Source organism: Pararhizobium sp. LjRoot255, from assembly GCF_964252905.1.
In the GTDB taxonomy this organism is placed as follows: domain Bacteria; phylum Pseudomonadota; class Alphaproteobacteria; order Rhizobiales; family Rhizobiaceae; genus Pararhizobium.
In genome coordinates, this window is sequence record NZ_CAXUPQ020000002.1 from 599,089 (window position 1) to 612,304 (window position 13,216).

The 13,216-nt window shown below is 60.9% G+C and carries 12 protein-coding genes and 1 pseudogene; 7 read left to right on the forward strand and 6 right to left on the reverse strand.

All coding sequences use genetic code 11. From position 1 onward, the window contains the following. The first annotated feature begins 68 nt into the window (after positions 1-68). The 7 genes from ACSQ2W_RS21945 to ACSQ2W_RS21975 are packed head-to-tail and all read left to right on the forward strand — an operon-like array spanning position 69 to position 7,773. Positions 69-1,475: an aldehyde dehydrogenase family protein gene (locus ACSQ2W_RS21945; protein ID WP_436088300.1), complete on the forward strand. Its 1,407-nt coding sequence runs from the start codon at positions 69-71 to the stop codon at positions 1,473-1,475. A 53-nt stretch (positions 1,476-1,528) separates the two neighbouring features. Then, positions 1,529-3,124 carry a GMC family oxidoreductase gene (locus tag ACSQ2W_RS21950; protein WP_436088301.1) on the forward strand — a complete coding sequence of 532 codons (1,596 nt, stop codon included), beginning with the start codon at positions 1,529-1,531 and terminating at the stop codon, positions 3,122-3,124. 55 nt (positions 3,125-3,179) lie between these two features. Next, the gene (locus ACSQ2W_RS21955; RefSeq protein ID WP_436088302.1) at positions 3,180-4,436 is read left to right on the forward strand and encodes an ABC transporter substrate-binding protein; all 1,257 of its coding nucleotides are present in this window, start codon (positions 3,180-3,182) and stop codon (positions 4,434-4,436) included. A gap of 11 nt (positions 4,437-4,447) precedes the next feature. Beyond that, positions 4,448-5,320 carry a branched-chain amino acid ABC transporter permease gene (locus ACSQ2W_RS21960; RefSeq protein WP_436088303.1) on the forward strand — a complete coding sequence of 291 codons (873 nt, stop codon included), beginning with the start codon at positions 4,448-4,450 and terminating at the stop codon, positions 5,318-5,320. A 4-nt stretch (positions 5,321-5,324) separates the two neighbouring features. Continuing rightward, complete coding sequence (locus ACSQ2W_RS21965; protein ID WP_436088304.1) at positions 5,325-6,353, forward strand: branched-chain amino acid ABC transporter permease; 1,029 nt, start codon at positions 5,325-5,327, stop codon at positions 6,351-6,353. Continuing rightward, positions 6,350-7,069 (forward strand): ABC transporter ATP-binding protein, encoded by a 720-nt coding sequence (locus ACSQ2W_RS21970; protein WP_436088305.1) that lies wholly within the window; start codon positions 6,350-6,352, stop codon positions 7,067-7,069. Before ACSQ2W_RS21965 ends, ACSQ2W_RS21970 begins: the two co-directional genes overlap by 4 nt. After that, complete coding sequence (locus tag ACSQ2W_RS21975; RefSeq protein ID WP_436088306.1) at positions 7,066-7,773, forward strand: ABC transporter ATP-binding protein; 708 nt, start codon at positions 7,066-7,068, stop codon at positions 7,771-7,773. The genes ACSQ2W_RS21970 and ACSQ2W_RS21975 overlap by 4 nt, the downstream gene beginning before the upstream one ends. Positions 7,774-8,025: 252 nt before the next feature. Here the strand turns inward: ACSQ2W_RS21975 and ACSQ2W_RS21980 are convergent, their stop codons facing one another. The 6 genes and pseudogenes from ACSQ2W_RS21980 to ACSQ2W_RS22005 form a co-directional block, all read right to left on the reverse strand. Then, positions 8,026-9,633 carry a transposase gene (locus tag ACSQ2W_RS21980; RefSeq protein WP_436088950.1) on the reverse strand — a complete coding sequence of 536 codons (1,608 nt, stop codon included), beginning with the start codon at positions 9,631-9,633 and terminating at the stop codon, positions 8,026-8,028. 136 nt (positions 9,634-9,769) lie between these two features. Beyond that, positions 9,770-10,342 (reverse strand): NADPH-dependent FMN reductase, encoded by a 573-nt coding sequence (locus ACSQ2W_RS21985; RefSeq protein WP_022712876.1) that lies wholly within the window; start codon positions 10,340-10,342, stop codon positions 9,770-9,772. 71 nt (positions 10,343-10,413) lie between these two features. After that, positions 10,414-11,079, reverse strand: a complete 666-nt coding sequence (locus ACSQ2W_RS21990) for a nitroreductase (RefSeq protein ID WP_436088969.1) — start codon at positions 11,077-11,079, stop codon at positions 10,414-10,416. A gap of 338 nt (positions 11,080-11,417) precedes the next feature. Further along, positions 11,418-11,615 carry a DUF2274 domain-containing protein gene (locus tag ACSQ2W_RS21995; RefSeq protein WP_436088307.1) on the reverse strand — a complete coding sequence of 66 codons (198 nt, stop codon included), beginning with the start codon at positions 11,613-11,615 and terminating at the stop codon, positions 11,418-11,420. A gap of 534 nt (positions 11,616-12,149) precedes the next feature. After that, positions 12,150-12,355, reverse strand: a pseudogene (locus tag ACSQ2W_RS22000) (cupin domain-containing protein); the annotation flags it as partial. Positions 12,356-12,517: 162 nt separating this feature from the next. Continuing rightward, positions 12,518-13,216: a response regulator transcription factor gene (locus ACSQ2W_RS22005; RefSeq protein ID WP_436088970.1), complete on the reverse strand. Its 699-nt coding sequence runs from the start codon at positions 13,214-13,216 to the stop codon at positions 12,518-12,520.

The window sequence follows — 13,216 nt, forward strand, 5'->3', positions numbered from 1 at the left end:
ATCCAAGACATCGCGGCGCATATGGACTTGAATGCCTCCCGAAACATTTGCTTTGGGAGGAGCTCGACATGAAGCGCTATACGCTGCTCATCGGCGGTACCGCGGTGGAAACCGCAAATCACGCGGACATTCGCAACCCGTCTACCGGCGACATCGTCGGTGCCATGCCGATGGCGACTCATGCCGACCTTGATGCCGCGGTTGAAGCAGCTACCCAGGCATTCGCGACGTGGAAACTGAAATCCAGCACCGAGCTTGCCGATGCATGCCGTGCCGTTGCCGCCAAGATCGAAGCTCATGCCGAGGAGTTGGCGCAATTGCTGACCCTCGAGCAGGGCAAGCCGCTCAACGGCCTTGGTTCACGCTTTGAAGTCGGCGGTGCACTGGCCTGGACCCGCCATACGGCAGAAATCGAGCTTCCCGTCGAGGTGCTTCAGGATGCGCCGGAAGGCCGTGTCGAGTTGCATCGCAAGCCGATCGGTGTCGTCGCCTCGATCACGCCCTGGAACTGGCCGGTGATGATCGCCAGCTGGCACATCATCCCCGCCATCCGTACGGGAAACACCGTCATCATCAAGCCATCGCCGATGACGCCGCTTTCCACTATCCGGCTCGTCGAGTTGATGAACGAGGTTCTGCCGCCGGGCGTCGTCAATGTGGTGACCGGCGAAAACGAAATCGCCGCCGCACTGACTGCCCATCCGGGGATCGCCAAGGTCACCTTCACCGGCTCCACCGCAACCGGCAAGAAGGTCATGGCTAGCGCCGTCGACACGCTGAAACGTCTGACCCTGGAACTCGGCGGAAACGACGCCGGGATCGTCCTGCCCGATGCCGATCCGAGGGCCATCGCCGAGGGCCTCTTCTGGGGCGCCTTCATCAACAACGGCCAAACCTGTGCCTGCCTAAAGCGCCTCTACGTCCACGACAGCATCTACGACGCCGTCTGCGAGCATCTCGCCGCCTACGCCGCCAACATCCCGGTTGGCGACGGCATGGCCGAAAGTTCGGTGCTCGGCCCGGTGCAGAACAGGATGCAATATGAAACCGTCGCGTCCTTTGTCGAGGATGCGAAAGCCAAAGGTGGCCGCATCCTGGCCGGCGGCAATCCCAACGGCGGCCCCGGCTACTTCTATCCAGTGACGCTGGTAGCCGACATCGACCATGGTGCCAAGCTTGTCGACCATGAACAGTTCGGTCCGGCCCTGCCGATCATCCGCTACGGCGATGTCGAGGAAGCGATCAGGAAGGCCAACGACAATCCGGCCGGCCTCGGCGGCTCGGTCTGGGGAACGGACCTCGCGAGGGCAAAAGAGGTCGCGAGCCGTCTCGAATGCGGCTCGGTCTGGATCAACAAGCATGGTGCGATCCAGCCGAATGCCCCGTTTGGTGGGGTAAAGCAGTCCGGTATCGGCGTCGAATTCGGCGCCGACGGACTGAAGGAATTCACCACCATCCAGACCGTCTTCTGCTGACGTTAAACACCCGGCATGCGCTGTTTATGCGTGCAGCCGCGATGGAGCCTATCATGAACGAATTTGACTACATTATCGTGGGAGGCGGCTCGTCCGGCTGCGTCGTCGCGGCACGTCTCTCCGAGAACCCCGGCAACAGGGTGCTGCTCATAGAGAGCGGCACGCGGGATGCCGACAGGTTCATCCACATCCCGGCGACCTTTTTCAAGGTCATCGAAAAGGGCAAGGACGTCCAGTTCTATGTCTCGGAGCCTGACAAGGGCCTGAACGGCAAGCCAAACGTCGTACCGCAGGGCCATGTCATCGGCGGCGGCAGTTCGATCAATGCGATGATCTACATTCGCGGTCAGCGGGAAGATTATGACACCTGGGCCCAGATGGGGTGTCGCAACTGGTCCTACGACAAGGTGTTGCCGGCGTTCCGGGCTGTCGAGGGCAATCAGCGTCTCTCCGACGAATTCCATGGCGCAGACGGTGAGCTCAAGGTTTCTGACCGCCGCTTTGGCCACCCCCTGTCCTGGGCGTTTATCCGCGCAGCTCAGGAAGCGGGAATCCCCTATAACGAGGATTTCAACGGCAAGGCCCAGGAGGGCGTCGGCTTCTATCAAACTACGACCCATAACGGACGGCGCCGGAGTTCCGCGCAATCCTTCCTGCGCAACGCCGAAAAGCGTCCCAACCTGACGATCCTGACCAGTACGCGCGTTCACAAGGTGCTTTTCGAGGGCAAGAAGGCCGTCGGTGTCCTGACCGAGACCGGAGCAACGTACAAGGCCCGCAGCGAAATCGTTCTGACGTCCGGTGCCATCGCCACGCCGAAGATCCTGCAACTGTCCGGTATCGGCGCCGCCGCCCATCTGCAGAGCCATGGCATCGACGTCGTGTCCGATCTGCCCGGCGTTGGCGAGAACTACCAGGACCATCTCGAGGCCACCGTACAGGTCGAAGTCAAGGATCCGATCTCCATGTTCGGGCAGGACAAGGGGCTCCGGGCCGTTGGCCACATGCTGAACTACCTGCTCACCAAAACGGGCCTGCTGACCTCGACCGTGGTCGAATCCGGAGGCTTCGTCGATACGGCCGGCACCGGACAGCCCGATGTCCAGTTCCATGTGCTGCCGAGCTTTGTCGGCTTTGGCGAACGCGCAGCCGCGCCGGGCCACGGGATTTCGATCGGCCCCTGCTTCCTGCGGCCCCAATCCCGCGGCACTGTCAAGTTGCGCTCGGCCGATCCGAAGGACAGCGCCCTCTTTCACGCCAATTCCTTTTCCAATCCGGCGGATCTGGAAACCCTTGTGCGCGGCGTCGAATGGGCAATCCGGATCACCGAGGCTCCGTCCCTGGCGCGCATTGTCAAACGGCGGGTGTTGCCGGAACCTGGCCTCGAGAAAGATCCGATCGCCCTTCGCAACTATATCCGGAGCATTTCCAAGACCGTTTTCCATCCGGCGGGAACCGCCAGGATGGGCCCTGCCGAGGATCGGATGGCGGTCGTTGGAGAGGATCTGAAGGTGCGCGGTGTCGAGGGCCTTCGGGTCGCCGATGCCTCCATCATGCCGACGCTCGTATCGGGCAACACCAATGCGCCCTGCATCATGATCGGCGAGCGCGCATCCCGCTTCATTCTCGGTACGGAGGCCGCCGCATAAGTGAGAGCGGCGCCCTTTTTTACCTTCATGCAACATTTCTTTGGGAGGAGAACACATGACCAGGACAACTCTGTTTCTTGCGGCATCCGCCGCCGCGATCATCTTCAGCGGCGGCTCAGCCTTCGCGGCACCCGCCTGCGGGCTCAACAATGGCCAGAAGGCGGCCGGCGAACCGATCAAGGTGGGTGCCGTGGTCGGCCAGACAGGACCCGACGACTTCTCGTCCTCAGCCGACGCGGCGCGCGCCTATTTCAGTTGCGTCAATGAAAATGGCGGCCTCAACGGCCGGCCGATCGAGTATCTGGTCGAGGATGACCAGTGGAATCCGGAAGTCGCCAGCCAGGTCGCGACCAAACTGGTCAAGGACGAACAGGTCGTAGCTCTTGTCGGCAACGGGTCCTTTGTCGAAATGGGCGTCAACGCCAAACTCTATGCCGCTGAAGGCGTCATGGCCATGGCCTCGGCCTGTGCCGTGGCGGAGTGTTTCGAGTCCTCGAACATCGTTTCCACCAACGAGGGGCCGCTGCCTTCCAGCGTCGGTGCCGCACAATGGGCGGTCGCCAGTCTCGGCGCGAAGAATGTCGTGTGCATCGGTCTCACAATTCCGTCGGTTGGCCCTTACTCCTGCGGCTGGACGGAAAAGTACATGCAGGCAAAGGGCCTCATGGGAACGAGCATCCTGCTTGACCCAGCCGCAGCCGACATGAATGCATCCGTGCTGGAAACAGTCGCCAGCGGCGCCGACACGGTCCTCGTCAACCTGCCAGCGGGCATGGCCGCCGCCTATCTGAAATCCGTCGAGGAGCAAAACCTTCGCGACAATTTCAAGTGGATTTCCTCGACCCCGCTCTATGATGCCGACGTGCCCGGCATGCTCGGCGCCTATTGGAACGGCGTGATGAACGTCAATATCGAACTGACGCCGATCGACGGTACCGGACCTGACGCCACCAACTGGCGGGCGGTCATGGACAAGTACGCACGGCAAGAAGACCCGCGCGACACCTTCAGCCAGTCCGGCTATCTCTCGGCTCGCTTCTTCGTCGATGCCCTGCTGAAGCTCGATCCGGCCAAGATCGATCGGGCTGCGGTGACCGAGGCGATCCAGCAGATCAAGAACGAAACGTCCGACCTGTTGTGCGGCTCGTACTATGTCGGCAAGGCGGATCGGCATCTGCCAAATCATGCCAACATGATGGTGCAGATTGCCGGCAATGGCTTCAAGGTCATTAGCGAATGCGCCGACGTCGACAGCGCCTATCTCGACCCGATCCGCGCCGCGGAAAAAGAACTCGGCATCACCACCAACTGATTGGATGCGCGATGAACGCTCTCGGCCTGTTCCTGGTCTCCGGTCTAGCCGTCGGGGCGCTTTATGCCCTCGGCGGCGTCGGGCTGGTGCTTCTCAACCGCGCCACGGGCGTGCTAAATTTTGCCTACGGCGCCATGGGCGCCGCAGGTGCCATGACCGCCTGGCAGCTGTTGCAGTGGAAATGGCCAGAGCCGCTTGCCTGGCTCGCCTGCATCGGCGTCGCGTTGGTATTGTCGCTGACGTTCGGCCGGCTGATCGCCCCGGGGCTTGCCCATCGTGAACCGGTGGTCAAGGCGGTGGCGACCCTGGGATTTGCACTTGCCCTGCTGGGCGTTATGAATCTGATCTGGATGGTCACGCCGCGCAAGCTGTCGCTGACACCCGACAGCCTATCGCTGTCGATCTTCGGCCTGCGCGTGACCGCGACGCGGTTGACCGCACTGGCTGCCGGCATCGGCGTGACACTCGGCATGGGCTTGTTCCTCGCCCGCACGCGCATCGGCCTGATGATGCGTTCGCTTGCCGACAATCGCGAAATCGCGGCCATCCTCGGAACGCCGGTCAGGCGCGTCGAAACTTTGGCCTGGGGCATATCCGGAGTTCTTGCCGGTTTCACAGGTCTGTTGTTTGCCACCCTGGTGCGGCTCGATCCGGCGGTGCTGACCTTTCTCGTCATCCCGATCATCGCCACGACTATCATCGGCCGGCTTTCGTCGATCACCGCGACCTTTGCCGCAGGGCTCGCCATCGGCATGCTCGAAAGCCTGATGACCCTCTACAAGCCCCTTGCGCCCTTCCGCGTGGCAACGCCCTTCCTTGTCGCGATCATTGCGATGATGTGGATGCAGCGCGGCCGCAAACTGACATTCGCCGGACAGGATTGACGCCATGCAAACTGTCATCGAACCGCTCGCCGGAAAAACCGCCATGTCCCACACGGCCTTGAGACCACTATTGCAGAGATACGCGCCGCAGATGTTTTTCGTTGCGATGGCCGTTATCGTGCCCCTCGCCGCCAATGCGCTCTGGGTGAAGGTGTTGACCGGCACTGCAATCTATACGCTGACCGCCGCCAGCATCGCGTTGCTGTATCGCCGGCTTGGGCTGGTATCCCTTGCGCAGGTGGCGCTGATGGGCTGCGGCGGCTGGATCGCCCTGCGCTTTGCTCATGGCCTCGGTCTGCCGTTCGAACTAAACCTCCTTGCTGGCGGCGTGTTTGCCGGGATGATAGGCATGGTGCTCGCCTACCCGGCGCTACGCATGCGCGGCCTCTATCTGGCTCTGATCACGCTGATGGCCGCTGGCGGTTTCGGCATCCTGATCAACGTCTTGCAGTTTCCCAACGGCGGCGGCGGGCTCACCGGCTTTGCCGTCCAGGCCGTCACCTACATGCCGCGCCCCTATCTCGCCCAGACGGACAGTGCTTATTTCGGCTATTGTATGCTGGTGGTAGCGCTTGGTTTCCTGCTGATCGATTGGCATGAGCACAGCCGTGCGGGCCGTGGCTGGGCCCTGATCCGCACGAGCGAGGCCTCTGCCATGGCAGCTGGGGTTGACGTTACCCTCTACAAGGTCTGGGGTTTCGCCCTGTCCGGCTTTCTTGCCGGAGTGGCAGGCGCTCTTCTGGCGGGCAACCTGCAGCTTCTCGACGCCCGCTCCTTTCCGCCTGCGGAATCGGTGATGATATTCGCGCTGACCATCGTTGGCGGTGCCTGGCACTGGTATGGCGCGGTGATTGCCGCCCTGCTCTACCGGCTGGTTCCGGCTTACCTCAACGACCTCGGTATAAATGGCGATACCGCCTATGTAATCTTCGGCCTCGCCCTGATCCACGCCCTGATCACCGCGCCGAAAGGCCTCGCCGGTCAGTTGACCGAGGCGGTCAGTGTTTTGAACGCACGGGGGGAGAAACGATGATCTCGATCGACGACGTCACCGTCACCTTCGGCGGTGTCACCGCGCTCAGCTGCCTGACCGTCACCCTCGACAAGCCGGTCTTCGGTATCATCGGCCCGAACGGCGCCGGTAAGACCACCTTCCTCAATGTCCTGTCGGGCTTCGTCACGCCCCGATCCGGCCGGATCACCATGGACGGCACGGACATTCTTCGCCTCGTGCCGCATCAGCGGGCACGCTGGGGGCTGCGCCGTTCCTTCCAGAAGGAACAGGTGGTCGATGAACTGTCGGTCGAGGACAATGTTCGAGTCGTACTCGACCCGCTCGCCATGTCGGGGAACGAGCGCGAACATGCGCTGATGGCCGCTCTGGAGTTCGTGGGCCTTTCTGCCGTTCGTCACCTGAATGCCGCAGGGCTCAACGCCTTCGAGCGCCGGATGGTCGAGATCGCACGCTGTATCGTCGGCAAACCGAGGCTGATCCTCCTCGATGAACCCGGCGCCGGGTTTTCACAGGGCGAGGTTGACAGGCTTCGCCAGATCATCAGCGCCATCAGGGCCTTCAATGGCGCAACGACGCTGCTGATCGACCACGATGTTGATCTCATCCAGGCGGTCTGCCAGGACACAATGGTTCTTGATTTCGGATCGCTGATTGCCGTTGGCGCAACCGCCACAGTGCTGAGGGATCCAAAAGTCCGCGCAGTCTATCTGGGCATGGAGGAGATGGCTGCATGAGTACGTTTACGGTCAGCAAACTGTCGGTCGAGCGCGGCGGCAAGCGGGTCATCGATGACCTGAGCTTCACTTTGCAGAGCGGTCGCATCACTGCACTGCTCGGCCCCAATGGCGCGGGCAAGAGTTCGCTGGTGCTGGCGATTGCCGGCGCTCTGCCGGTCGCCTCGGGTACGGTGACGGTCGATGGACGCGTGGTTTCGGGGCAATCGCCGGAGGTTGTGCGTGCCGCCGGCATTGCCGCGGTCCCGGAAGGCCATCGCGTGCTCTCAGGCCTCAATGTGGAGGACAACCTGCAGGCGGCCGGATTCCAGCAATCGGCGGCCGATGCAACAAAGGCCGTGGACGAGGTCTATGCCATTTTCCCAGAACTGGCGGAGCGCAAGAAGCAATGTGCCGGCTCCATGTCCGGCGGCCAGCAGCAGATGCTGGCATTGGGCCAAGGCCTTGTTGCCCGGCCGAAATTCATCCTCGCAGACGAGATGTCGCTTGGGCTCGCGCCCCTGATCGTCAAACGGCTGATGGCTGTTCTGTCCCGTCTCGCCGCCCAGGGAACCGGCATCCTGTTGATCGAGCAATTCACTGCCCTCGCGCTGAACGAGGCACACGACGCGCATGTGTTGTCGCGCGGCCGGTTTTCTTTCAGTGGGGCGCCGGAAATACTGCGGCAAAATCCCGACATCCTGCACAAGGCCTATCTTGCCTGACGTCTTCTATTGCTCGTCATCTGGGCGCTGACCCTGAGGTCGGCGAGATGTGCATTATTCAGGCAGAAGCAGTAGCCGCTTCTAAAAGCCGCTAAGTTCAAAGTTGTCAGCGCCTGAAAACGCAAAACCTTCGGTTCCCGAGGAGATATTATGCGATCCGGCGCGCACAGAACGTGAACGTCACGGCGCGTCCCGGGACCGATTCTCGACAATGCTGTCAAGCGAAGCGAGGAATTGACCCCTCCTATTGCCTCACCGAGGAATGTTACCGAGCACTGCCGACGCCGACGTGCCCGTATCAACTGCCGCTGCGGCGGCAGAGGGCAAGCTCTTAATCCAATCACCATCCAGGATGATCAGCCCAGCCATTTCCATGCGCCAGGCCTTCACAAGCTTTTGCACCATTCTGATGTTCTTTTCCGTGAAGCGGACCGGATCGATCTCTGTCAAGCGTTGCAGCACGCCTGCCGCCGGGAGAGTGGGCTCTTCCTTCAGCCACGCCTTGATCTGTGCCTCGAAGGGCTCGTACATGCTTGGCCTCTTTGGCCATGGTTTGGTCCTTCTATACGGCCGCCGATGCGTTGGTCGTGTCTCACCATTCTTCCAGGCTGTCTTCAGGTTCGCAGCGAAGCGCTGGAGGTCGACAACAATTGGCTCCTCAAGCTTCGGATGCAGGCCACGACGATCGATCCGCCGTCCAAGCTCTTCCTGGGCGGCACGGATCCCGGCAAACAGCAGCACAGGATCGGCTTTTTCCATCATTGCCCGTAGCCGCTCCTTATCGAGCTCAGTCACATCCAGATGCGCAAGGACGCGGGCCACGGGTGGAACCGGCGGATGATAGCGCTTGATCACACGCGCGCCGATCCGCGTCTTCTCCTGCAGCTTGAATGACGGCTGGAACAGATTGCCGTAAAGCCGCACCACTGCATAAAGTCGGCCAAGGGCAGCCGTCGCCTCCGCGCCGACGAACCGGCCGTATCCGACCAGGCGACGCACGATAGCACCGTTCTTTTGCTCCACATGCGCTTGATCGTTCTTTCGATAAGCGCGAGAGCGCGTCACTTCCAATTCCTCGCTGCGGCACCACGAGACGACGAACGCGTTCATGAACGCGCTGTCGTTGTCGAAGTCGACACCTAGCAGCTGAAAGGGAAACAGCGAGCGAGCCTGTTTGATCGCCACGATCACATTGCCGCTGTCACGCGTGCGGACTGGAACACATTCCGTCCAGCCTGTGGCGATATCAGTCAGCACCATCGTCTGCACAAAGCTGCCGGACGAAGACGTGCCGGAATGCGCCACAAAATCGACCTCGACGAAGCCAGGCGGCGGATCATTCCAATCCCCAAAGGTGCGGACCGGAACCGATCGGCGGACAGCCGAACTCATCCCGGCCCGACGCCGCTGACCGCCGCGCGCGACCATACGGACCTCCGTCAAAAGCCGATCCATCGTTGCCGGGCTTACTGTCATCAACTTGGAGCGCAGCGCGTCATCGAGCTCGAGCCGGCCATGCCGCTCAAGCGCAGGTAACAATACGGGTATCAACGGTTTGAGGCGTTTGGAACACAGCCGCTCCGAGGTCTCCCACAACACGATGAGCGCCTCGCGCACATTGCTGTCGTAACGAAGGCTGTTGCCCTTATTGCCAGATGGCCTCTTCTCACGAGTCGCCAGAACCCGGATCGCATGCTTGCGATGATAGCCGGTCACTGCCACGAACTCATCCAGGATGCGGTGCTTGTCGCTGCGGCTTCCCAAGCGATACCGTTCGACGATTGCTACCACCAGCTCCGATCGTGTCGCCATACTGATCCGCCTCGCCATCCACCCTCCGAACCGGGGACAGCGCACCATGGCCACCCCAGTCGGAGCATCCACACTATCGGTAACATTTTGCTTGAGGCAATGCGGGGTCAGTTTCTCATTTCGCCCGACAAATGCCAGTGAATCACGACCAAAGTCTTCACGCCAGGGCCTTTTTCAAAGCCTGCTAGGCATCTTTCGGCAGCACTGAGCGAACCCTTGCGATGAAGACATGGAAGTCCTGCATGAAAGTGCGAAGGAAATCAGCGGTGGTGTCATTCATGACCTCACCGTCATCGGTGATCAGCCCTGGTGTGAACTGGATGTAGGCTTCCGGGGCATTCATTTGGGGAGAGTTGCAGAAGCTAAGCACGCTGCGCAAATTCTGCTGGGCGACTGCTGTGCCTATAGCGCCCGGCGAGGTGCCGATCACAGCTGACGGCTTGCGTGTGAACGAGTTGGTGCCGTAGGGGCGGCTAGCCCAGTCGATTGCGTTTTTCAGCCCGCCAGGTATGGATCGATTATATTCGGGCGTGACGAACAGCACGGCGTCGACGGCCGCGATTGCCGCCTTGAATGCCTTGCCAGCCGGCGGGTAGTCGGCATCGTAGTCGTAGCTGTAGAGCGGCAGGTCCTTGAAGGATATCTCCGACATTTCAAGTTCGGGCGGGGCAAACCGCACCAACGCCTTGGCGAGCTTGCGATTGATCGAGGCCTTGGCGAGGCTGCCGATGAAATAGCCTACTTTATGTGTGGTCATGGCGTTCTCCAATGTCACGCATGAGCGCAAGATCCATAGAAGGGGTCTCTTTTCCTTTTCAGCCCAAGTAACTAACCGCCGACGAACGTGACCGTCTCGTGGAGCGGGGCGCGGCCTGTACGGGCGGAACTTACGGTGAGATCCTCGTACCCGATCGACATTCCGCAGAAGAGGATGAGCCCGTCCGGGGGTGATAGGACCTCCGCGACCGTCTCGCGAACCTGCGACCATGCCATCTGGGGGCAACTGTGCAATCCTTCGGCGCGGAGCAGCAGCATGACGGTCTGAAGATACATGCCGACGTCAGCCCATTGCGGCCAGCCCAGGTCGCGGTCGATGTAGCAAAACAGAGCGGCGGGCGCGCCAAAACAGTTCCAGTTGGCGATGGCTGCCCGCTGGCGGGCCTCCCAGTCCTCGCGCGCTATGCCAAGCGCGCTGTAGCGCTCCTTGCCGAAGGCAGATCGGCGCTCCCCGTACGGGGATTTCAGCACCGGCGGGTACATCTGGTACTGCCGCTCGTCCCAATGGTCGCCGTGGGCCACACGCTCGATAGCGGACGTCTTGAGCTCGACAAGCGGCGGCCCAGTCAGCACGTAAGTGTTCCACGGCTGGATGTTCGATCCGGACGGCGACCAAGCTGCGGCGGACAGCACGCGCTCAAGCACCACCCTCGACACAGGATCGTTTTTGAATCCTCGCACCGCCCGGCGGCTTGTGACTGCCTCATATACGTCCATGGTCGCCTCCATAACGCCGGCCATTCGTTTCGGTCTATCGGGGTGTGAGGTATTGTCCCTACTCATGAACGTCTCCTCATGACTGTTCCGGTTCTGATTTGGTTCGTTATCTCCATTCGCAATGGAGACGTAAATCATACCGTGGTCTAGGAGGTGTAGATCAAACGTATATCAGGGATCGATGCATCCGAAGGGCATGTGGCCAAAGCATCGCGGAAACCCCGCGCCACCCCGACCTTGGGTCCCGTCCCCTGAACGGCGCGGTTGTCATCATCTTCATCTGCAAGCAACGACCCGGGATTATCCGTGATGACAAGGTGGAGAGCGCCAGCTTCAATTTAGATCGAGGTGCGGCGAGCCTTGGCGAATCCCCGATCAGTCGCGATGGATGCTCCAGCATAGGCACGGTCAGGCGAACGGGGTCGCGACTGGCTGCCCGGTCTCGCGGCCAGCACCTCGGCATAAGCGGTGAGATCGCGATTGAGTTGCGCGGGCAATTCCAGCGACCGCCTTTGATAGCTGCGTTCCGGCCGCACCCATTAATTGTGCTATCTTGCGATTAAGTGACGACGCGCTAAAACACGGGCGGCCGCCAAAGAACGCCTTTCCTTTGGTCGGTTCGAGAACTGGCTCCATCCTCGAGCGCCAATCCTCGCTTCTGCAGAGCCGCCACACCCGTGGCGACCCGAGGCCCGGGCGATACTCGTATGGCGCACGGGTCTCGCAGTATACCTCCGAACACCGTTCGACCTGAAACTGGAGTGTGAATACGGGGAGCGATCATCGGCTCCGACCGGCTCGTTGCGACGCTAGTCGGCCGGCGGCGATACGGCGCCGGACCTCGCCGCACGGCCGGAATCATCTGATAGAACTTGCATCGCTGATTTGGCGTCCGCCATAGACCAGCCGATAGACGCCGGACTGGACAGCAAACATCGCGTAGGCAACCCCTCTAATGGTCTCGGTATCATGGTCCACGGGCAAGCCGTCGCGGCTGATCGCGAATAGCTCTTTACCTCTGGTTCGCGCCGGGACCACGGCTCCGCTGGTCGTGCCGTCCGTACGGAATATTACTTCACCGGCATGACGACCGGAGCATCCTTGTTCTTCAGCAGCACAACGATAAATTTCGCCGGTTTGGACGCGCTCGCGTTGCGACTGAACAAGTGAATGTCGGAAGGGCCTTCACGGTAAGTCTCCCCTGGCGACAAGGTGACTTCTTTTCACCTTTCACCTGCATCACAATGGAGCCTTCCAGAACATAAACGAACGTATTTATGGCGGCTCAGCTCGATGAGCGTCCTTCTGGCTGAGTGGAGGAACCCGCCGCCTCGATGTCCTCTTCTCGATCTCGGACCAAGTTACATCGGAGCTGCCGACGTTTTGCAACAATGTCGACAAAACCGGAGCCCGAGCCACCCTCGCTTCCATTGGCATACTAGCTGGGTGCCTGAATCGCACCGGGTTCGCGCATCGACACGGGCAGCGTTCCCCATGCCCGGATCAGCTCGCCAATGGAGTTGACCTCCATCTTGTGCATGACATTGCTGCGATGCAGCTTGACGGTGACTTCACTGATGCCGAAGTCAAAGGCGATCTGCTTGTTGAGGCGTCCGTGTGCGACCTCATGAAGAACTTCGCGTTCGCGCGGCGTTAGCCTTTCAAGGCGTTCGATATTGCGCTTGGTGATCGCGACTTCGGCCCGTCGCTCGGCATCCATCGCAATCCCTGTGGTCACGGCGTCAAGCAGCGTTTGGTCCCGCACCGGCTTGGTTAGAAAATCCACGGCGCCCGCCTTCATCGCCTGAACCGTCATCGGGATGTCACCATGCCCAGTCAGGAAGATAATCGGCTTGGGATTGCCGTTCTCGGACAGATGACGCTGCAGATGAAGACCGCTCTCTCCCGGCATACGCACATCGACGATCAAGCAACCGGGGCTGTCCAATATGTCGGCGTCAAACAGTTCGCGAGCTGAGGCAAAGCTGGCAGGCTGAAAACCCGCCGACAGGATCAAATCCGACAGCGCCTCGCGCACCGCGGCGTCGTCATCGACAATAATGATGAGCGGCTGCGCCGCTTCCAGTTGCGGTGTTCGTGGCGCTGATCTCCGCAGCAGACGCTGTCCAACTCTCAT

What these genes read in the sequence shown, in the direction of transcription:
- ACSQ2W_RS21945 (WP_436088300.1), top strand. Translation starts at nt 69, where the DNA reads ATGAAGCGCTATACGCTGCTCATCGGCGGTACCGCGGTGGAAACCGCA.
- ACSQ2W_RS21950 (WP_436088301.1), top strand. Translation starts at nt 1,529, where the DNA reads ATGAACGAATTTGACTACATTATCGTGGGAGGCGGCTCGTCCGGCTGC.
- ACSQ2W_RS21955 (WP_436088302.1), top strand. Translation starts at nt 3,180, where the DNA reads ATGACCAGGACAACTCTGTTTCTTGCGGCATCCGCCGCCGCGATCATC.
- ACSQ2W_RS21960 (WP_436088303.1), top strand. Translation starts at nt 4,448, where the DNA reads ATGAACGCTCTCGGCCTGTTCCTGGTCTCCGGTCTAGCCGTCGGGGCG.
- ACSQ2W_RS21965 (WP_436088304.1), top strand. Translation starts at nt 5,325, where the DNA reads ATGCAAACTGTCATCGAACCGCTCGCCGGAAAAACCGCCATGTCCCAC.
- ACSQ2W_RS21970 (WP_436088305.1), top strand. Translation starts at nt 6,350, where the DNA reads ATGATCTCGATCGACGACGTCACCGTCACCTTCGGCGGTGTCACCGCG.
- ACSQ2W_RS21975 (WP_436088306.1), top strand. Translation starts at nt 7,066, where the DNA reads ATGAGTACGTTTACGGTCAGCAAACTGTCGGTCGAGCGCGGCGGCAAG.
- ACSQ2W_RS21980 (WP_436088950.1), bottom strand. Translation starts at nt 9,633, where the DNA reads ATGGTGCGCTGTCCCCGGTTCGGAGGGTGGATGGCGAGGCGGATCAGT.
- ACSQ2W_RS21985 (WP_022712876.1), bottom strand. Translation starts at nt 10,342, where the DNA reads ATGACCACACATAAAGTAGGCTATTTCATCGGCAGCCTCGCCAAGGCC.
- ACSQ2W_RS21990 (WP_436088969.1), bottom strand. Translation starts at nt 11,079, where the DNA reads ATGGACGTATATGAGGCAGTCACAAGCCGCCGGGCGGTGCGAGGATTC.
- ACSQ2W_RS22005 (WP_436088970.1), bottom strand. Translation starts at nt 13,216, where the DNA reads ATGAGAGTTGGACAGCGTCTGCTGCGGAGATCAGCGCCACGAACACCG.